Source organism: Acidimicrobiia bacterium (assembly GCA_041393965.1).
Taxonomy (GTDB): Bacteria; Actinomycetota; Acidimicrobiia; order Spongiisociales; family UBA5794; genus UBA5794.
Window position 1 is genome coordinate 221,797 of sequence record JAWKJB010000001.1, and the last position, 20,509, is coordinate 242,305.

The following is a 20,509-nucleotide window of genomic DNA, read 5'->3' on the forward strand; positions in this document are numbered from 1 at the left end:
AACGGCCGACCGATCTGCACCCACCCGCATGGACCTCTTCCATGCCGCGTGCCTCGCTTCGATGAATCCATGAGGAACCCATGATCCCGATCACCGCCTACTTTCGCTTGTTCGCCCGATACCTGCGGCCCTACCGCGGCCGCGCGGCCGCGCTTGGGATCCTGCTGTTGCTCACCATCGGGCTCCAGCTGGTGAACCCCCAGCTCATCGCGCGGTTCATCGACGAGGCGATCGCAGGCGCTGCCGTCGGATCGCTCGTTCCGCTCGCTGTGGCGTTCATGGTGATCGCTGTGGTGCACCAGCTCCTGATCGTGTGGGCGACCTACCTTGCCGAACAGATCGGATGGTCCGCAACCAACGAGCTGAGATGCGACCTGATGGATCACCTGCTGCATCTCGACATGGGGTTCCACAAAGGATCGAGTCCCGGAGAACTCATCGAACGAGTCGACGGGGATGTCACCGCCCTTTCGAACTTCTTCTCGTCGATGATGATCAAGGTCGTCGGCAATGCCGCACTCCTCGGTGGCATCCTTGTGCTGTTGTGGGTCGAGTCCTGGATCGTCGGTCTCTCAATCACCGTGTTCACCGTCCTTGCGATGCTCGGCATGATCCGGCTCCATGGCGTCACCGTTCCTTGGCAGCGAGCCATTCGGGCAACCAGCGCGGAGATGTACGGGTTCGTCGGTGAGCAGGTCGACGGGACCGAAGACATCGAGGCAAACGGTGCAACCGGGTTCATGGTCGGGCGGTTTGATTCCATCCAACGCCGATGGCTTCCCCAGGTCGTTCTCGGCTGGACCGGCTGGTCGATCATGTGGATCACCTCGATGGGGCTCTACTTCTTCTCGCTCGTGGTCGTCTACGCGCTCGGCGCATGGCTGTTGGGTGTCGGCACACTGACCATCGGATCCGTGTACCTGGTATTCCAGTATGTCCAGATGTCCCACCAGCCCATCGAGCAGATCCGCGAGGAACTCATCGACCTCCAGAAGGCCGGAGCCTCCATCACGCGCGTCGAGGCCCTCTTCGCGCGCCGGTCGAAGCTCGTCCAGCGAGCGTCGATCGGCTTGCCATCGGGAGCACTCGAGGTGCGTTTCGAATCGGTCACCTTCCGCTACGACGACGAGGCGGGGGACGAGATCGTGCTCGATGATGTGTCTTTCACGATTCGGCAAGGGCGCGTCGTCGGTCTCCTTGGACGAACCGGCTCGGGCAAGTCGACCGTTGCGAGATTGGTCACTCGCCTGCACGAACCCCAACACGGTGTCGTGCGAATCGACCAGAAGCCGACATGGGACATCGAACCTTCAATCCTCAGAAGGCGGGTTGCGATGGTGACCCAGGATGTGCAGCTGTTCCGGGCATCGGTACGCGACAACCTGACCTTCTTCGACCGATCGGTCTCCGATCAAGAGCTCATGGAGGTCCTCACACGCCTCGAGCTCGACCCGTGGCTGGCATCGTTGCCAAACGGTCTCGACATGATGCTTGAAAGCGGAAGCGGTGGCCTCTCGGCCGGCCAGGCGCAGCTTCTCGCCTTCACCCGCGTCTTCCTGCGGGATCCGGGCCTTGTCGTCCTCGACGAGGCGTCGTCGCGTCTCGATCCTGCCACCGAGGCCCTCCTCGAACGGGCAGTGGATCACCTGCTGACGGGGCGTACGGCAATCATCATCGCGCACCGGTTGTCGACCATCACCCGCGCCGACGACATCGTGATCCTCGACGACGGGAAAGTCATCGAGGCCGGGGAACGCCAGCACCTGATGGCCGACGAGCACTCGGTGTTCTCTCGACTCCTCGCGACCGGCATGGAGGAGGCCCTCGCGTGAACGGACGCACACCACCGTATCGGAAGGCGCTGTGGGCACTCATCCGGCAGCAGCCGCTCAGGTACGCGTGGGCGCAGTTCCTGTGGATCTCGATTTGGACGATGCCCATCCTTGTGGGGCTGATCACGGCGCGCTTCTTCGACGAGCTCGGTCCCGACATCGAGATCGGAACGGTCGCTGGCGTCATCCTCGCGACGCTCGGCTACGCCGTTGGGCGCTCGGTCTTCATCCTCGTCGGGATGCGCAATCACGGATCGTTGCTGTTCCGGGGCTCGGCCCTCGTCCGGCGGAACCTGCTCGAACGCATCTACGAGCTGCCGGGCGCCGAACCACTTGACGACACCCCAGGCGAGATCGTGAGCCGGTTCCGTGATGATGTGGAACACATCATCCTTCCGTTCGATCTCTCCGTCGACATCGTCGGGTCGGGGATCGCAGCAGCACTCTCGATCCTCATCCTTCTCACGATCGATCCGGTCATCACCGTGGTGATCCTTGTGCCGGTGATCGCGGTCGGTGTGGTTTCAAACCGTACCAGTTCGATCGTTCGGCGCTATCGAGTCCGGGCCCGGGAGACCACTGAGGCGATCACGGGCTTCCTCGGTGAGACCTTCGCGGCGACACAAGCCGTGAAGGTTGCGGCTGCCGAATCCAACATGCTCGCACGGTTCCGGCTGCTCAACGATGAGCGCAGGACCATGATGGTGCGGGACCGTACGCTGACTGCGGTCCTCGAAGCCGTGTTCAGGAATACGGTGAACATCGGTACCGGGCTGATCCTGCTTCTCGCGGCGGGGAGGTTGGCGCGTGGCGGAACTGCGGGCATCTCCATCGGGGATTTCGCACTCTTGGTGTTCCTGCTCGGACTCGTTACGGAGGCGGCATACTTCTCCGGCATGTTCGTCGCGAGGACGAAGCAGGGCGCTGTGAGCTTCGACCGCTTGGCTGACACGCTGCGTGGCGCGCCGTGGCAGCGGCTCTTCGAGCCGACCGAACTCCATCTCGACGGGCAGCCTCTTCCGCTCCCGGACCGTCAGGGGATTCCCCCGGCCTTCGAGGGTCTTGAGGTGCGGGGTCTCACCTATCACTACAACGGCAGTGGCGCCGGGATCGAGGGCGTCGATCTCGCCGTTGGCCCCGGTGAGTTCATCGTTGTAACGGGTCGGATCGGTTCAGGAAAGACGACGCTGATCCGAACCCTGCTCGGGCTTCTCCCCGCATCCGGGGGGACGATTTCGTGGAACGGACGGATCCTCGATGATCCGCCAGCGGTCATGACGCCGCCGCGGGTTGCCTACACGCCCCAGGTGCCCCGCCTGTTCTCGATGTCGCTTCGTGACAACCTCGTACTCGGTGATCCCATCGACGATGAGGTCGTCGACGAGTCGGTGTTCATTGCCACCCTCACCCGCGACATTGACCTCATGCCGGAAGGTCTCGAGACGATGATCGGACCGCGAGGCGTTCGCCTCTCGGGTGGTCAGCTTCAACGAGCGGCAACCGCGAGGATGCTCATCAGGCAACCGCAGTTGCTCGTTCTCGACGATGTCTCGAGCGCGCTCGATGTCGAAACGGAACAGCAGCTGTGGGAACGGCTGTTCGACGCACGAGCCGAAGTCGCCACGCTGGTCGTATCGCATCGCCAGGCGGCGCTGAGCCGAGCCGATCGGGTGCTCGTCATGGAAGACGGGCGTGTGGCGGCCACCGGAACGGCCGCAGAGCTCAAGGAATCGTCGGAGACATTCCGGGCCATCTGGGAGGGAGCAGCGGTGGGTGACGAACGGCGTTGACCTCACGCCGGTATCACCCGGGCCGCGTGATACCGAGCACCTCGATCTCGAAGACGAGTGTCTTGCCTGCGAGTTCGTGGTTCGCGTCGACCTTGACCGTCTCGTCGCTCACCTCCACAACCGTCACCGGTTGACCGGTGTTCAGATAGACCACATCCCCGACCGCGACATCCTCCTGGCCCGCGGCGATGGGGAGCTCAAGCACACGATCCTCGTCCCATTCCCCGTAGGCATCGGCGGGCTGGATCTCGACCGTCCGCACATCCCCGACCGAGAGTCCCATCACGGCGGCGTCGAAACCGCGTATCACATCACCGGACCCGACCGTGAACGAAAACGGCACACTGCGTTCGCGAGAGGAGTCGACTGAAGACCCATCGGTGAGCGTCAGCACATAGTGAACCTCCACAGTGTCACCGTTCATGACGCTGAGGCTTGACGCATCGGTCTCGCCCGAGCTCGTACCCGAACATGCTGCCGCCACGAGGGCAACAGGGATGAGGTATGCGAATGGGTATCTGGCGATCGGTGACTCCTTCCGGAGGAGCGACTCTACTGACCTGTGGCACAAGTGATGAGAACCGGGGACTCCGGCGCAACCGCCACTTCGTAGCCGATCGGGGCACGGCGGTATCATGTGGCCATGAGCGAATACTCCCCTCCCGTACGGGACATGATGTTCGTGCTCGACACGATCGTCGACATCGACTCCATTGCCGCCCTCCCCGCCTATTCCCATGTCGACCCTGACATGCTCGACAGCCTCCTGGAAGAGGCCGCACGGTTCTTCGGCGAGGTGTTCGCGCCGACGAACCGCATCGGGGACGAGACCGGAGCCACATTCGACAACGGTTCCGTCACGACACCCGGAGCTTTCAAGCCGGTATGGGACAAACTCGTCGAATCGGGTTGGACTGCGGTCACCGGGCCCGTCGAATACGGAGGTCACGGCTTCCCGCGTGCCGTGGGTGCGGCCGTTTCGGAGATGATGACGGCGGCCAACACGGCGTTCTCTCTTGCCCCGATGCTCACAGGAAGCGCGATCTCACTCCTCGCTCGTCACGGATCCGACACGCAGCGTTCGACCTACCTCGAGAACCTCATCGATTGCACTTGGACAGGAACGATGGTCCTCACCGAGCCCGAGGCGGGATCCGATGTCGGGGCGCTTCGCACCAAAGCCGAGCCAGCCGGGGACGGGACATGGCGACTCAACGGCACCAAGATCTTCATCACATGGGGAGACCACGATCTCGCTGGCAACATCGTCCACCTCGTCCTCGCCAGGACCCCCGACGCCCCCGCGGGAACACGGGGCATCTCCATGTTCATCGTTCCCAAGTTCCTCGTGAATCCAGACGGAAGCATCGGGGATCGCAATGCCGTCGAAACGGTATCCATCGAGCACAAGCTGGGCATCCATGCCTCACCGACCTGTGTCCTTTCCTTCAACGACGCGGTCGGCTATCTCGTCGGTGAGGAGAACCGAGGTATGCGGTATATGTTCACGATGATGAACCAGGCCCGGCTTGAGGTGGCGCTCGAAGGCCTCGCGATCGCCGACAGGGCATATCAGCATGCAGCAGCGTACGCCAAGGATCGTGTGCAGGGAGCCATTGAGGGTGCTCAGGAGCCGAGCCCGATCATCGCCCATGCCGATGTGCGGCGGATGCTCCTTTCAATGAAGGCACTCACCGAAGCGATGCGGGCACTCGTGTACGACGCAACGGCAGCTGAAGATCGCAAGTTGCATGCCGAGTCGGAACAAGACCGGACCGACGCCGCGAACCGCATCGCACTCCTGACACCGATCGCGAAGGCATGGTGCACCGACCGCGGTGTCGAGGTCGCCTCGATCGGCCTCCAGGTCCATGGCGGCATGGGTTTCATCGAGGAGTCCGGAGCTGCGCAGTTCTACCGTGACGCACGCATCACGCCGATCTACGAGGGGACGAACGGCATCCAGGCGATCGACCTGGTCACCCGCAAGCTGCCGCTCGACAACGGTGCCGTGGTTCACGGCTACCTCGACGAGATCGCGGCGCTCAATGACCGTCTTGCGAGCCTGCCATCGCTCGCCGAGATGCGCGAGCGCCTCGCTGATGCACTCTCCCTGGTGCGTAAGACAACCGACGCGATGCTCGGGCTCGACGACGCTGGCGATCGCCTCGCGGGCGCGACCCCGTATCTTGAGATGTTCGGCACGCTGTGCGGCGGCTACTACCTCGTCAAGGAAGCCGCCGCAGCAGCTCCACACGCGCCGGAAGATCCGTGGATGGCTGCCAAGGTGTCGACCGCGGGCTTCTATGCGACGAACCTGTTGGGGAGGGTCCATGCGCTTGCTGCGGCCGCCATCGCCGGGCAAGACCTGCTGTTTGCGATCGACGACGATCTCATCGGTACGCCGCGGTGAAGGTTGAACCGAAGGCGGCCGCGTTCTTCGATCTCGATCGAACGATCATCGCCGGGAGCTCCGTCTTCGTGTTCGGATGGGTCGCCTATCGGCGCGGATTCGTCCCAACCCCGCAGCTCATCAAGGATGCGGCCAACGCCGTGGCGTTCAAGTTCGCTGGCGCATCGGACGACAAGACCGAAACCGTCAAGAAACGGATTCTCGAAGCAATCGAGGGCGTGGAGGTCGGGGTTCTCACGGACCTCGCCGATGAGATCATTCCGAAGCTGCTCCACGATGTGCGCCGCGAAGCGCGGGGGCTCATCGATCTGCACGACGATGCAGGTCGCGACACCTACATCGTGTCTGCATCACCGGTTGAGATCGTCGGCCGGTTCGCAGACGAGATGGGCATGACGGGTGGCATCGGAACCGTCTCAGAGATCGTCGACGGCACCTACACCGGGAATCTCGCTGAACCGTTCTGCTACGGCGAAGGCAAGGCGGATGCCATCAGGAGGATGGCCGCCCGACAGGGATACGACCTTGCACGATCCTACGCGTACACGGATTCGGCAGGGGATCTCCCAATGCTCGATGTGGTGGGCCATCCCGTCGCCGTCAACCCGGACCGTGAGCTCGAGGCCATCGCGATGCACCGCGGATGGCCGGTCGTCGAGTTCTCAAGGACCCGCAAGAAGGTCATCAAGCGAACGACTGCCCTCAGCGGCGCCGCGCTTGCCGCAGCAACCGCCTACGGTCTCGGCCGACGGCATGGCAGGCTCGCCGCGCCAAGGAGGTTCCTGCGCGTGGGCCGCTGACGCGGCTCCGGCATTGGTACCGTTCCGTGACCGTTACCGTGATGGAAGGGGCTACCTCTCGATCCGCCCATTTTCGATGCCAGATACCGCAACCGAAACCGAAACCTCCTCGTTCGCCGCTCTCGGAGTCGATCCGGCGGTGGTCGAGGTTCTCACCTCGCGAGGGATCGTCGATCCGTTTCCCATACAGGCCATGACGATCCCGGATGCGCTCGAGGGCCGCGACATCACCGGTAAGGCGAAGACCGGTTCGGGCAAGACGCTGGCGTTCGGCATCCCGATGCTCGCCCATATCGGGGAGGCACAGCCCAAGCGCCCGCATGGACTGGTTCTCGTACCGACGAGGGAACTCGCGGTCCAGGTCACGCGTGCGCTCGCCCCCCTCCTCGAAGCGAAGGGCCACAAGGCGGTCACCGTGTACGGTGGCGCCCCCATGGGACCGCAGATTGATGCTCTCGCCGAAGGAGCATCGCTTGCGATCGCAACTCCCGGCCGCTTGATCGACCTCATGGAACGGCAAGCACTCGATCCGTCGGATATCTCGATCGTCACCATCGATGAAGCCGACCAGATGGCCGACATGGGTTTCATGCCTCAGGTGCGCCGGATCATGGCCCAGCTCCCCGACAAGCGTCAGACCTTCCTCTTTTCGGCGACTCTCGACCACCAGGTCGCTGAGTTGATCGACCGTTACATGACGGCCCCGGTCAGCCACGAGGTTGCGTCTGACACCGAGACGGTTGAAACCATGGAGCACCGTTTCTTGAAGGTGCATTACATGGACAAACCGAAAGTCGTCGCCGAGCTCTCCCGTCACAACGAGCGGATCCTCGCATTCGCCAGAACAAAGGCGGGCGTGGATCGCCTCGTGCGGGATCTCAAGGAGCTCGGCATCGCGGTGGCCCCGATCCATGGTGATCTCCCGCAGCGGAAGAGAGAGCAGTCGCTGAAACGGTTCGCAGAGGGCTCGGTCGGAGTGCTCGTCGCGACCAATGTCGCAGCCCGCGGACTCCATATCGACGGGGTCGATGTCGTCGTCCACTACGACCCTCCCGATGATCCGAAGACCTACCTCCACCGCAGCGGGCGGACCGCTCGTGCCGGCGAGTCCGGCCTTGTCGTGACGCTGGTCGAGTGGGACCAAGTGAACGAGGTACTCGGAATCCAGCGTCGCGCCGAGCTGAATGTTCCGATCGTCAAGATGTTTTCGAACGATGAACGACTTGAGGATCTTGCGGGGTGGGAACCTCCGGAGGACGAAGTGCCGTTCACGGCGAAGTCGATCAAGAACCGCAAACGGCGCCGGTTCTGATCTCGCGCTCCCACCCTATGGTTCGGGCAGCAATCGACCGGAGCTGAACATGGCCAACCAATACGACGCCGCCCCCGAACTCACCATCGACCTCGCCACGACCTACACGGCGACGCTGCACACCTCGGTGGGTGACATCGAGTTCGAGCTCCACGCCGAGGATGCGCCCCAGACCGTCAACAACTTCGTCTTCCTCGCAAGGGACGGCTTCTACGACGGCGTGATCTTCCACCGCACCATCCGGGGATTCATGATCCAAGGCGGGGACCCGACGGGGAGTGGCAGGGGTGGTCCGGGCTACCGGTTCCGCGACGAGCTCGGCCATTCCAAGTCGTCGTATCTGCGTGGGACCGTCGCCATGGCCAATTCAGGTCCGAACACCAACGGATCCCAGTTCTTCATCATGCATGCCGACTACGGTCTCCCGAACCAGTATTCGATCTTCGGACAGGTGACCGACGGTATCGAGGTGGTGGACCAGATCGCCGCTGCAGCAACGGGCATGCAGGATCGCCCGGTCTCACCCGTCACCATCGACTCGATCAGCATCACCGAGTCCTGATCATTAGAACCCGCCTATTCGCGGAGAAGCTGATCGGTTGGTGCGAACTCGTCGGTGAGGATCACGGCATCTGACGCCCATTCGATCGCTGCGTCGTCGATGAGCACCGTCTCACCGGCCGGGAGGTTCCCTTCGGTTGTCAATGCATCGAGGGGCTCGGTCGATCCAACGAGGACGAAGTTCCCGGCGTCGGGGCCGGTCAGGTAGCTCGCGGGGGCAGCGACCGCGACATGGTCGAAGACCTTGGCGAGTGTCTTGAGTTCGGCACGAACGAACCTCGTCTGTGGGCGGTCGATGACATTCATGATGTACAGGCCGCCGGCACGGAGCTTCCCGCGGACCTCCTCGAGAAACTCCTTGGTCGTGAGATGCCACGGCACCGCCAGACTCGAGAAGGCGTCACCGACCACCACATCGTAGGCGTCGGACTCTTCGTGTCGGATCGTCAATCGGGCATCGCCGGTGACGATTCGGAGCCAGTCACCCCCAACGAGCCCGAGACGCTCCTCTGCGATCGTGACAAGTCCCCGATCGAGCTCGAGGACGGTGGAGGTTCCCCCGCGTGTTGCCTTGAGATATCGCGGGATGGTGAAGCCACCTCCCCCGATGAAGAGGGCATCGATCGGGGTACCCGGGATTTCGGCGTCGATGATGGCCGCGAACAGCCTCGCATATCGAAACCCGAGAAAGGTCGGGTCCGCGACATCGACATACGAATGATGTGAGATGTCGAGCATCAGTGTGCGCCCTGTGGGGCGGGTCTCGTCAGGGACGATCCTGACGCAGTAGTAGGCGGATTCGGTGTCGCAGGGGCCTGCAATGGCGGCGGACCCGATCACCGACACCACGAGCACCACTCCACCGACGAGGACCCATCGGCGGGACGACGGTGCCGCCACCACGACCGCGAGGAGCAGCAGGCACGCCGCGACACTCCAAGTGATCGGTCGCGACGGCAGTGCTGCGATGAGGACAAATCCCGTGACGAAGGTTCCGAACAACGCCCCGGCGGTGCCGATCGCGGACAGTGAGCCGACAACCGAGCCCGTATCGTCGAGGTTGGTCAGTTGCACCTTCGCAGCAAGCGGCGTCACCATCGACAGTACCGCTGCCGGAGCGAAGAAGCCGATGGCAGCGAGCACTACCGCCGTGGCCCCGGAGGAGCCGACAAGATCGTCGCCAACGAGGTAGACGAACGATGGCGATACGACGGCAAGGATCCCCCCGATCGCGAGCACCGGACCGAGTGCCGCACCCGCCCCTCCTCGGTCCGCGAGGCGCCCACCCGCCCACGCACCGACTGCTATTGCTGCGAGCACCGTCCCGATGATCGCGGTGAACGACTCGAGGGTCACGCCGACATAAGGTGCGAGGATCCGCCCGGCGACTATCTCGAGGACGAGCACCGCTGCAGCGGCAACAAAGACAACGATGTTGATGAGCCAGGCTCGCACTCGGGGGATCCTCCGGGGTCGAACGGTACCCCAACGGGCGCGATGCCACTCCGAGGAGAGGGAGGGTGCTGTCCCGGGTGGGTCGCCGCCTCGGGAGCGGACACCTCCGTGGTGATTTCAGGAGGCCTTGCGCCGCTCCCGATCGCGCAGCCTGCGGCGGAGTCTCCGGCGCTCGTTGGCGTCGAGTCCACCCCAGACCCCTGCCGCCTGATTGGTGCTGAGGGAGTACTGCAAGCAGGCGTCCTTCACCGGACACGCATTGCAGATCTCCTTTGCCTTGGCGGTTGCCGCCTCACTATCGGAGTCAGGGAAGAAGATGCTGCTCTCGACCCCGGCGCACGCTGCGTCCCTTCGCCAGTCGATGTTCGGTTCCCACATCACATCGCTCAGTGTCAGCACCGCGCCGCCTTTCGTCTCCGCGAACACCTATAACGCATATGGTGCTAGGGATAATTCCCGAATTCCAGCTTTTTATCCCAGTTCTTTCAGGATTTCTCGCGAACAGGCATCGACGGGACCGAGTTCGTGCCGAGCACGCCGCTGAGGCTCTTTGGTCCGACGCCTTCGCCAGGTGTCTCGGGAAGCCGTCGAATCGGCCACTCCGTCGAGCGGGCGGAGGCGAAACAGCTGGATGGCGCTGCTGCGGCGGGTCAGCGTTTCGTGTCGTCGTGGGTGAACGACACCGCAGCGTCGACGCTCACGACACCTTCGACACGAACCACGAGCTCTTCGAGCAGCCGTGCCTCGGACCTCGTTTCGACCGTGCCGGTGAGGGTCACGACGCCGTCGTCGACCACAGCCTTGACCGAACCGGGGTCAAGACGCATGACGCGTTCGAACACATCGTCTTCGATCTCCAACAGAAGCTCGTCGTCGGATCGCGCGAACGCACCCATGACATCGGCCCTACTCACGATGCCTTCAAGGGTTCCGTCAGGAGTGACCACCGGAAGGCGCTTGACTCCCAGGTCGGTCATCCGCCGGGCAGCCTCCGTCACGGAAGACTCGCGATCGATCGTGTGCGGTGCAACCGACATGACATCGGACACCTGCGACGCAACCGTCCGTTTTGCTTCTCCGAACAGGTTCGCGAGCAGGCGCCTTCTCTGGTGGCCCCATGACCGTTCGGCTTCGGCGGACACGAAGTCCGCTTCGGTGATGATCCCAACGACACGCCGCTCGTCGTCGACCACGGGCAACCCGCTCACCCCGGCGTTCACCATCACCATTGCCGCTTCCTTGAGGGAGGCTTCGGTCCCGATGGTCGAAACATCGGTGGTCATGATGTCGGACACCTTCACTTGGCACATCCTTGTCGTCGGGTCCGCGCAAGGGTAGTGCCGATGCAAACCCGCCGCATGAATCGGCGATGGTGGAACCGGGTCCTCGCTACTCTCTATGCGCACGGTCAGATCCCAGCGGGAGCAAGAGTGTCGCTCAAGGTCAGCTATCAAGGCAACGATGTCGTCGTGGATGAGGGTTCGTCGATCCTCATCGGTTCGGGTGAGGGTTCGTCGATCCGCATCGCCCGCCCGGGCATCTCTCGCCAGCACGCCGCCGTCTCGTACGACGGATCCACTTGGAAGGTCGAAGACGCAGACTCACGCAACGGGACCTTCGTCGACGGGCAGCGGATCCATGTCACCACGATCGATGGACCGATGACGCTGTTCCTCGGACATCCCACCGACGGTGAGTCGATCACCTTCACGCCGATCGACAACAGCGTTCAGGATCTCGCAGATGAGATCGATTCGTTCATGCTTCCCGACACACCACCGGCCGTACCGAGTCGAACATCGCGCCGTTCGGCTGTCGATTCCGCGCCAGCGCCGTCACCGACGGCGAGCGCAGCAGTCGTCGCCGCGTCCGACCCGCCGCGCCAGAAATCGGCGACTGACCCCGACCTCCACGACGCGATCCGCGACCAGATCGCCGCCATCAGGGGCCTCACCTGGTCGGTGTGGGCGATGATCGCCGTCACCGCAGCACTCTGCGTCCTGACGCTGTTTGTCGGCATTCTCGGGAGCTGATCACTCGTCTTCGCCCGAGGACTCGAGGAACTTCGTGAACTCCGCCGCGATCTCGTCTGCGGTCGGCAGATCCATCGGAACATGCGCTGTCGTACCGAAGGTGACATCGAGTCCCTCCACGAGCTCCCTTGCATCGGAGCGTTTCGCGAGGAGTTCATCGAGGCGAGCCACATGCTCATGGGCTTCCGACTCGATGTCATCGAGATCGAGATCGACATCGAGCTGCGCCGCGATCTTGGACAGGAGGGAATAGACGGCTGGCGCGTATGGTCGTGCCACATACTGGGGGACTTGCGCCCAATAACCGACCGTCGGGAAACCGGCATCTTCGAGCAGCGCGCGAAACGCCGTCCCAGCCGATGCCGGAACGATCACATTGTCGATCAGCATGTCGTCACCAGCCACGAGCAGTCTCGAGTCCGAGGCGGTCGAGATGACCGCGGTCGGCATCGAATGTCGGACGGGGGTCGGTATCGAGCCGACCGTCACGACCTTGGCGACATCGTTCTGCTCGGCGAACTCCACGAGGTGCTTCCCGATTCCCTGCCAGCGGTAGTCAGGCTCGTTCCCTGCGAGCATCAGGACATCGACACCCCCAACGACCGTGTGGATGATCGAAAGGCGTGGCCATGACAAGATCATCTGTTCACCGGCAGATGTTCGGATGATCGGCCGGTTCGACCGGTAGTCGAAGACCTTGTCTGGATCGAAATGAGCGACGATCGTCCCATCCTCGGCGAGCCAGTCCACGGCGTCGCTGGCTGCGGCCGCCGCATCGCCCCAGCCGGTGACACCGATGATCAGGACGGGGTTTTGAACTTCTGGCTTGTTGACAACGGTGAAAAGCGTCATGGCATCGACCTACAAGTAGAGACCGCCACCCTGGTCTTGGCCAGGGTTCGCCTCGATGGCTGGCCGTCGCCGCATTCGGTCAAGCTGCGCAGATGCTGCCATCTGCTGACTGATCAGTGACGCCTGGATGCCGTGGAACAGCCCCTCGAGCCATCCAACGAGCTGGGCCTGGGCGATCCGCAGCTCCGCTTCCGACGGAGCTGTTTCCCCCATGGGAATGAACACAGAGTCGAGTTCGTCACGGAGGTCCGCGGAGAGGACATCTTTGAGTTCGTCGAGGGAACGCTCGTAGATCGACAGCAGCCGTTCGCGCCCCGCTTCGTCCAGTGGTGCCTCGCGCACCTCGTCGAGCATCGCGCGGGTCATCGAAGCGATCCTGATCAGCTTCGAAGGCTCCGTCACGCTTGGTGTCTGATGTTCGTTCGTCGAGGCCGTCTTGTCGTCCGCGGTGACCACCTCGGGCCTCACTGCCTGTGCGACTTCTTGTTCGTCGGGCATACGCGAAGCATACGACCCGACCCGGCATGCGAGTACGATGCCGCCATGACCGATACCGGCACCGAGGCAACGCCCCGAAAGAAGCGCCGGGTTCTCCGTCGGATCCTCTGGTCGCTGTTGGCGTTCGGGGTGGGACTGGTCATCGCGGCGATCGTCTTCCTCCAATACTCCGTACATCGAGCATTCCCCCAAACGACCGGTACGGTCGAGATTCCCGGGTTGACCGACACGGTTGAGGTCATCCGCGACTCGTTCGGGGTACCACACATCTACGCAAGCACGCCGCACGATCTCATGCTCGCGCAAGGGTATGTCCACGCTCAGGATCGCTTCTTCCAGATGGACTTCTGGAGACACATCTCCCACGGTGAGCTCGCTTCGATGTTCGGCGAGTCGCAGCTCGAGACTGATATGTTCCTGCGCGACATGGGCTGGGGTCGGCTCGCCACGGCCCAATACGAGGCCGAGACGGAAGCCATCCGGGCACTTCTCGACGCTTACGCGCAGGGCGTCAACGCGTATCTCGAGACCCAATCACCCGCCGATCTCAGCTTCGAATACACGATCTTGGAGCTGCTCAACCATGAATATGACCCGGAGCCGTGGGACGGCGCCGACTCCCTTGCATGGGGCAAGGTGATGGCGTGGGATCTCGGAGGCAACAAGTCTGCCGAGATCGAGCGGGCCATGTATCTCGGCGTGTTGAGCAGCGACCGTGTCGACCAGCTCTTTCCACCCTACCCGGGTGATCGACACCCCTACATCGTGCCCCGTGGCCAAGAGGTGCCGACGGGGGTACAGGTCCAATCGCAGATCCCCGATGGTGCGCGCTCCCCGCTTTCGGCCGCGTCGCGGGCGATTCGTGCGATCAACCAGATCACCCTCGGCGGCGAGGGGACGGGCATCGGGTCCAACTCGTGGGTTGTTGCCGGTGCTCACACCCCGACCGGCCTCCCGTACCTCGCGAACGACCCTCATCTGGGAGCACAGATGCCTTCGATCTGGTACCAAGTGGGGTTGCATTGTTACGCCGTCACACCTGACTGCCCGTTCGATGTCGCGGGTTTTTCGTTCGCAGGAGTGCCCGGTGTCATCATCGGCCACAACGCGAACATCGCGTGGGGCTTCACCAACACGGGCCCCGATGTCCAGGACCTGTACATCGAGAAGATCAATCCTGACAATCCCGATCAGTACGAGGTCAACGGCGCATGGGTCGACATGGAGATCCGGACCGAGACGATCGAGGTTGCCGGGGGTGAACCCACGACCAAGGTCGTGAGGTCGACGCGACACGGGCCGATCATCTCGGATTCCTATGAGCCCCTCGAGGACTTCGATGCCTCCGGGGCGTTCAAGCCCGATCCGTACGCCATCGCGTTGCGCTGGACCGCGCTCGATCCGTCCCCGTCGATCGCAGGCCCGATCCTCGGACTGAACACGGCGTCCAGCTTCGATGAGTTCCGCGCGGCGGCAGAGCTGTTCGATGTACCGGCGCAGAACATGATCTACGCCGATGTTGCGGGCAACATCGGTTACCAGATGCCGGGCAAGGTCCCCATAAGGGCCTCCGGCGACGGAACTCTTCCGGTTCCGGGTTGGACCGATGCTTTCGAATGGACCGGTTTTGTTCCGTTCGACGAGTTGCCGTCGAGCTACAACCCGCCGTCGGGGTGGATTGTCACTGCGAACAATGCCGTTGTCGACGATACATACGGCTTCCTGATCACAAAGGACTTCGACGACGGGTATCGGGCCCGACGGATTGTCGATCTCGTTGCTTCGAACCTCGGCATCGATGCGGAGGGGCATCGCGTCATCCAGTTCGACAGCTACGACCTCAACGCCGCATTCATTCTTCCCTACCTCGAGAACGCCCTTGTCGTGGAACCCGACGCTCCCTCGGACGAAACGGCAACCGCCGCGATCAACGAACTCTTCACTTGGGATCTCCGCAACACGGCGACAAGCGCGGGAGCGGCGGTATGGAACGGGTTCTGGCGCAACCTGCTCGATCTCACCTTTCGCGGCGATCTGCCCTCCGACTGGCTGCCGGAGGGAAACGCCAGATGGTTCGAGGTGATGAGGGGCCTCCTCGTCGTCCCCGACGACCCCTTCTGGGACGATCCGACGACCGGAGCCGTCGAAGACCGGGACGCCATCCTTGTGGCAGCGTTCGGTGCCGCCCTCGATGAGCTGAGCAGCCTGCTGCGCGGAAACCCGTGGGAGTGGACTTGGGGCGACCTCCACACGATGACATTCGTGAACCAGTCGCTCGGTGATTCTGGTATCGGGATCATCGAGGATCGCTTCAACCGGGGGCCGTACCCGGCGAGCGGATCCGAAGGGGTCGTCAACGCGGTCGGTTGGACGGCAACGGAAGGCTACGCCGTGGACTGGCTCCCCTCGATGCGGATGCTCATCGACCTGAGTGATCTGAGCGCGTCGACAGCGATCCACACCACCGGCCAGTCGGGACATACCGATCATCCGCACTACGACGACATGATCGCCCTTTGGCTCGTCGGCGACACGGCGCCAATGCTGTGGAATCGGGCCGACATCGACGAGGATGCCGAGGCACGGATGGTGCTTTCACCTCGATGAACGCGTGTCCCGCGTCATGGCCGTGGCGGATCCGGGTCAGGGCGCCGGGAGTCCATGTCAGGCTTCGGTTGCCTGGAAACGGATCCGGTGCCAACCCGTCGCCCCGTCTGGTTTCGGACTCGTGACCATCTCGGTTTGGGTTGTTCCCGTCCGATCCGTTGCCCGCACGGTGGCGTGGTGCTCCCCTGCGGGAAGGTCGACATCGAGTTTCCAGAGCCGCCACGACGCGTCGCTGAGCGATTCCGCGAGATCCGCCACCTGCCACGGCCCGTCGTCGATCCGTACCTCCACCTGCTCGATCCCGATGTTCGGGGCCCACGCAACCCCGCCCAAGGTGAAAGCTCCCGCAACCACGGAGTCCCGGTGTTTGGGACGATCGATGCGCGACTGCGTCTTGATGGGGCCCTCCTTTGCCCATCCCCGGTCGATCCAGTACCCATCGAACGCACCCCAGGTCGTCAACTCGATCTCAGTCAGCCACTTGGTCGCCGAGACATAGCCGTAGAGGCCCGGGACCACGAGACGGGCAGGAAACCCGTGCGCGGTGGGGAGCACCTCACGGTTCATACCCACGGCAACCATGGCATCGCGTCGGTCGAATGCGTACTCGGTGGGAAACCCGGCCGTGAACCCGTCGACCGAGCGCCCGACGACCTGGTCGGCCCGGTCGTCGACGCCCGCCATGTCAAGGATGTCTCGGAGCAGAACACCGGTCCACAACGCGTTTCCGACGAGCCTGCCCCCGATCTCGTTCGAAACGCACGAAAGGGTCACATAGCGTTCTACCTGGTCCATCTCGAGAAGCTCGCGGTAGTCGAGTCTGACCTCTCGATCGACCATCCCGTGCACGGTCATCGACCACTCGTTGGGATCGACCGTGGGGACGATCAGGGCGGTGTCGATGCGATAAAAGGTCGTGTTGCTGACCACGGCAGGGGACACGCCGGGAAGATCGAAGTCGTGAGCGGAGGTCGGATCGGCCATGATCTCAACGGGTGTCGGGAGCACGAGGGCGGACCGCTGAGCCTCAGCACGCGAGCGCAACACGGCTCTCCCGATGCCGATTCCGACACCGGAAACGACAACAGCGGCCGCGATCCCGATGAAGAGCCGTCTTCGGCCGATGTCGGTCGCGTCGTTGTCGGTGTTCGGATCCTCGACCGGTGCCGACAAGGAGATGATGGCGAAGAAGGTCCCGAGGCCTGCCCCGATGGCGACCAGCGTGCTGGCTGCCGATACGACTGGAGCAGCGCCCGCCTCGCTGAGCTGCGCGATGTAGCCGAGAGCTCCGAAGATGACGAAGCCGAGCGTGATGGGGATAGGGCTGTCGGTGGAGCGCCTGCCGACTATGGCGCCGATGGCAATGGCGACGACGAAGATCCCGATGCCGAGGACGAGCTTGTCTGCTGTCCCGAACACGCTGATGGCGAACGACTCGAGCCAGCCTGGCGACACATCGATGATGAACGCTCCGATCGCGGCCATCGCCGACGGGACTCCGCTGATGATGCCTGCAAGCAGTTCCGTGACACCGAGCGCAACGGCGACACCTGCGGCACCTGCCCAGCCTGCCCGCCAACGGGTGCGTGACACGGGTTCGAGCGCTGTTCGTTCCATGCGTCCATTGAACCGGTCAGGACGAGGAACCATGCCGTTTCCGGGCGATTCGCGCCCTGAGTTCACGGATTGGTAAGGAGTTGAGCACGCGATCGATCGGGACGCCCCCTTTTCTGGCCTGCGCCACGCCCCAGTTGATGTTGTTCAGCTCCGAGACGCGATGCGCGTCGGTGGAGATCGCGACCATCAGACCATCAACCGACAGTGCCTCACGCAGGTGCTTCGCCGACAGGTCGAGGCGCTGGAGGTGGCAATTGATCTCGAGTGCCGTCCCCGTCGCGGCCGCTTCGGAAGCAACGGCTCCGATATCGAACTGCACTCCGGGTCGAGTCCCGATCTTTCGCCCACTCGGGTGGCCGATCACATCGACCGCTCGATTACCGATCGCCTCGATGAGCCTCGCCGTCTGGCGATCCGGGTCGAGGTCGAAGTGCGAGTGGATCGAGGCGACGGTGAACTCGAAGATCTCGAGGAACTCGGGGTCGTAGTCGACCGTGCCGTCCGGACCGATGTTCAACTCGGCACCGTGGAGGATCGTCAGGCTCGGAAAGCGGTCTCGTGCCTGCTCGATCGCTTCCCGTTCCTCAAGGACCCGATCCCTGCTCAGGCCATTGATCGCGAGATCCTCGCCGTGATCCGTGACGGCCACATACTCGAGGCCCCGCTCGACGGCTGCGGTGAGCATCTCGTTGAGGCTCGATCTCCCATCCCCCGACCAGTCGGTGTGCACATGGAGATCGCCGCGCAGCATGTCGACCGTGATCGGTGCGGGGAGTCGGCCGTCCTCCGCAGCCTGAATCTCCCCGGTTCCTTCTCGCAGCTCGGGGGTGATCCACGGAAGGCCGAGCGCGGCATAGATGTCGTCCTCGGTCGTGGAGGCCACGACCGGTCCATCGCTTGCAACCGAAAGGGCGTACTCGTTGAGGGTCCATTCCCTGTCCATTGCCCGCTGGCGCAGCTCGATGTTGTGTCCTTTGGAACCGGTGAAGTACAACAACGCGGCGCCGAACACTTCGGCGTCCACGACGCGAAGGTCGACCTGGATGGTGTCATCGATCACGACACTCGCCTTCGTGTCCCCCGATGCCATCACAGCGGTGACTCCCGGCAGCGTGGTGAACGCCCCGACCACGGGGGCAGGTTCGGTCGAAAGGACAAGGATGTCGATGTCCCCGATCGTTTCGGACAGCCGCCGGAGGCTGCCCGCGTACTCGACGCGATCGACACCATCGACTCGTTGCAGGTCGTTGACAACCCTCGCGGCGATCTGCATGGCATCGAAGATCGGGGTCCGGGTCTCATCGGAGTGAATGCCGAGCAACTTGATCGACGCGGCGATCTTCTCCTCGATCTTCGATCCGAGACCCGGAATCGAACGCAGGGCCTTGCCCTCGATCGCCGCCTCGAGCCCAGCGATATCGACAATGTCGAGATGCTCGCGCATCGTGAGGACCGTCTTGGGCCCGAGGCCCGGGATCTTCAGCAGATCGAGCATCGTCGAGGGGAACTCCTCCTTGAGCCGATCGACCTTGGCGATACTCCCGGTGGTGACATACTCGACGATCTTGCGTGCGGTGCTGTCGCCGATGCCGTCAATGGCCTTGAGTTGGGTGAGTGTCATGTCGGCGAGATCGTTCGATGTCCCGTCGATGGCATCGATCGCCTTCTCGTAGGCCCTCGTCCTGAACGACTGACTCTGGGCATCTTCGAGCTTCGTGTAGGCGACGAGCTGTCGGAGGGCCGCCACGATCGCATCGTTCGACGGCTTCATGTCGATAGCACCACATACCCGACGAAGGCGACGAGAAGGAGGAACCCTTCGAGTCGGCTGATCCGCTGCCATGTGTATGCAAGGATGCCGACGACGAGTGCCGATCCAACCATGAGCAGCACGATCGGCAGCCCGATCTCGTTGATGGGTCCCGGTCCGATCAGTGCAGCGACGCCTGCGACACCGAGCGAGTTGAAGGTGTTCGATCCGAGCACATTGCCGAGGATCAGGTCCGTCTGGCGGCGCCTCGCTCCTGCGATCGATGCGGACAACTCCGGAAGCGAGGTTCCAACGCCGGTGATCAGCCCCATGAACACGACGCTCAGCCCAACCTGCTCCCCAACATTCTCGACACCGGTGAGAAGGACCTGTGAGGCGATCACGGTCGCGAAGAGGCCGACAGATCCGTAGATCACCTCGACGCCGAGCCGGATGTCGGATGCTGGGATGTCCTCGATATCGGCGCTGACACCCTCCCCGTCCTTCGACCACTTGACGAGAAGAATGATTGCGGCGACCAAACCACCGACAAGGATCAGCCCCGCGAACCTCGTGATGGTTCCCGTGAGCACAAGGAGCCCGAGCGCCGACACCGATGCGAGCATCAGAAACCCCTCACGCCTGATGATCGCACGGCTGCTCGAGAGCGGAACAATCACGGCCGCGATGCCAAGCACCAGCATCACATTGGTGATGTTCGACGCGGTCACATTCGAGATTGCGAGCTCCGTGTTGCCCTGGCCCGACGCCATCGCTGAGACGGCGAACTCGGGAATCGAAGTTCCGAACCCGACGATGACCGCTCCGATCACGACCGCGGACACCTCGTACACCCTTGCAATGCGGATTGCTGCGAGGACAAGCCGATCGGCTGCAACGACGAGGACCACCAGACCGACGCTGATTCTCACGATGTCAAGCCACATGGCGCTCCCGGCAACGATCGAGCGATGGTACCGCCGTGGTGT

General features: G+C 63.1%; 17 protein-coding genes. 8 read left to right on the plus strand and 9 right to left on the minus strand.

What is annotated here, in order from left to right; genetic code table 11:
• Positions 1-80 precede the first annotated feature (80 nt).
• On the plus strand, positions 81-1,832 hold the full coding sequence (locus tag R2823_01200) for an ABC transporter ATP-binding protein (GenBank protein ID MEZ5174809.1): 1,752 nt from the start codon (positions 81-83) through the stop codon (positions 1,830-1,832).
• Entirely contained in the window at positions 1,829-3,622 is a 1,794-nt protein-coding gene (locus R2823_01205) for an ABC transporter ATP-binding protein (GenBank protein MEZ5174810.1), read from the plus strand. The genes R2823_01200 and R2823_01205 overlap by 4 nt, the downstream gene beginning before the upstream one ends.
• Positions 3,623-3,635: 13 nt before the next feature.
• Here the strand turns inward: R2823_01205 and R2823_01210 are convergent, their stop codons facing one another.
• Positions 3,636-4,046 carry a peptidylprolyl isomerase gene (locus R2823_01210; GenBank protein ID MEZ5174811.1) on the minus strand — a complete coding sequence of 137 codons (411 nt, stop codon included), beginning with the start codon at positions 4,044-4,046 and terminating at the stop codon, positions 3,636-3,638.
• A gap of 219 nt (positions 4,047-4,265) precedes the next feature.
• Between R2823_01210 and R2823_01215 the strand changes: the two genes are divergently transcribed.
• From R2823_01215 to R2823_01230, 4 genes are all read left to right on the plus strand, one after another.
• Positions 4,266-6,035, plus strand: a complete 1,770-nt coding sequence (locus R2823_01215) for an acyl-CoA dehydrogenase (GenBank protein ID MEZ5174812.1) — start codon at positions 4,266-4,268, stop codon at positions 6,033-6,035.
• Positions 6,032-6,835: an HAD family hydrolase gene (locus tag R2823_01220; protein ID MEZ5174813.1), complete on the plus strand. Its 804-nt coding sequence runs from the start codon at positions 6,032-6,034 to the stop codon at positions 6,833-6,835. Before R2823_01215 ends, R2823_01220 begins: the two co-directional genes overlap by 4 nt.
• Before the next feature lie 76 nt (positions 6,836-6,911).
• The gene (locus R2823_01225) at positions 6,912-8,147 is read left to right on the plus strand and encodes a DEAD/DEAH box helicase (GenBank protein ID MEZ5174814.1); all 1,236 of its coding nucleotides are present in this window, start codon (positions 6,912-6,914) and stop codon (positions 8,145-8,147) included.
• Positions 8,148-8,196: 49 nt separating this feature from the next.
• Complete coding sequence (locus R2823_01230) at positions 8,197-8,709, plus strand: peptidylprolyl isomerase (GenBank protein ID MEZ5174815.1); 513 nt, start codon at positions 8,197-8,199, stop codon at positions 8,707-8,709.
• Between the two features lie 14 nt (positions 8,710-8,723).
• Here the strand turns inward: R2823_01230 and R2823_01235 are convergent, their stop codons facing one another.
• From R2823_01235 to R2823_01245, 3 genes are all read right to left on the minus strand, one after another.
• Entirely contained in the window at positions 8,724-10,163 is a 1,440-nt protein-coding gene (locus R2823_01235) for a fused MFS/spermidine synthase (GenBank protein MEZ5174816.1), read from the minus strand.
• Positions 10,164-10,280: 117 nt separating this feature from the next.
• Positions 10,281-10,589 carry a WhiB family transcriptional regulator gene (locus R2823_01240; GenBank protein MEZ5174817.1) on the minus strand — a complete coding sequence of 103 codons (309 nt, stop codon included), beginning with the start codon at positions 10,587-10,589 and terminating at the stop codon, positions 10,281-10,283.
• 224 nt (positions 10,590-10,813) lie between these two features.
• Positions 10,814-11,464: a CBS domain-containing protein gene (locus R2823_01245; GenBank protein MEZ5174818.1), complete on the minus strand. Its 651-nt coding sequence runs from the start codon at positions 11,462-11,464 to the stop codon at positions 10,814-10,816.
• A gap of 129 nt (positions 11,465-11,593) precedes the next feature.
• Here R2823_01245 and R2823_01250 point away from each other — a divergent pair, with 129 nt between their 5' ends.
• Positions 11,594-12,196, plus strand: coding sequence for an FHA domain-containing protein (locus R2823_01250; protein MEZ5174819.1), 603 nt, complete (start codon positions 11,594-11,596; stop codon positions 12,194-12,196).
• On the opposite strand, the gene R2823_01255 is transcribed toward R2823_01250, so the two are convergent.
• Together R2823_01255 and R2823_01260 are read right to left on the minus strand one after the other, a co-directional pair.
• Positions 12,197-13,048, minus strand: a complete 852-nt coding sequence (locus R2823_01255) for a PAC2 family protein (protein ID MEZ5174820.1) — start codon at positions 13,046-13,048, stop codon at positions 12,197-12,199. It abuts the gene before it with no gap.
• Positions 13,049-13,057: 9 nt separating this feature from the next.
• Entirely contained in the window at positions 13,058-13,546 is a 489-nt protein-coding gene (locus R2823_01260) for a proteasome activator (protein ID MEZ5174821.1), read from the minus strand.
• 45 nt (positions 13,547-13,591) lie between these two features.
• On the opposite strand from R2823_01260, the gene R2823_01265 reads away from it, so the two are divergent.
• Positions 13,592-16,153 carry a penicillin acylase family protein gene (locus R2823_01265; protein MEZ5174822.1) on the plus strand — a complete coding sequence of 854 codons (2,562 nt, stop codon included), beginning with the start codon at positions 13,592-13,594 and terminating at the stop codon, positions 16,151-16,153.
• 57 nt (positions 16,154-16,210) lie between these two features.
• Here the strand turns inward: R2823_01265 and R2823_01270 are convergent, their stop codons facing one another.
• The 3 genes from R2823_01270 to R2823_01280 are packed head-to-tail and all read right to left on the minus strand — an operon-like array spanning position 16,211 to position 20,467.
• A complete protein-coding gene (locus R2823_01270) occupies positions 16,211-17,770 on the minus strand; it encodes a molybdopterin-dependent oxidoreductase (GenBank protein ID MEZ5174823.1) in 1,560 nt (519 codons plus the stop codon).
• A 16-nt stretch (positions 17,771-17,786) separates the two neighbouring features.
• Positions 17,787-19,541 (minus strand): DNA polymerase/3'-5' exonuclease PolX, encoded by a 1,755-nt coding sequence (polX, locus tag R2823_01275; GenBank protein ID MEZ5174824.1) that lies wholly within the window; start codon positions 19,539-19,541, stop codon positions 17,787-17,789.
• Positions 19,538-20,467, minus strand: a complete 930-nt coding sequence (locus R2823_01280) for a sodium:calcium antiporter (protein ID MEZ5174825.1) — start codon at positions 20,465-20,467, stop codon at positions 19,538-19,540. The genes polX and R2823_01280 overlap by 4 nt, the downstream gene beginning before the upstream one ends.
• Between the last annotated feature and the right edge of the window lie 42 nt (positions 20,468-20,509).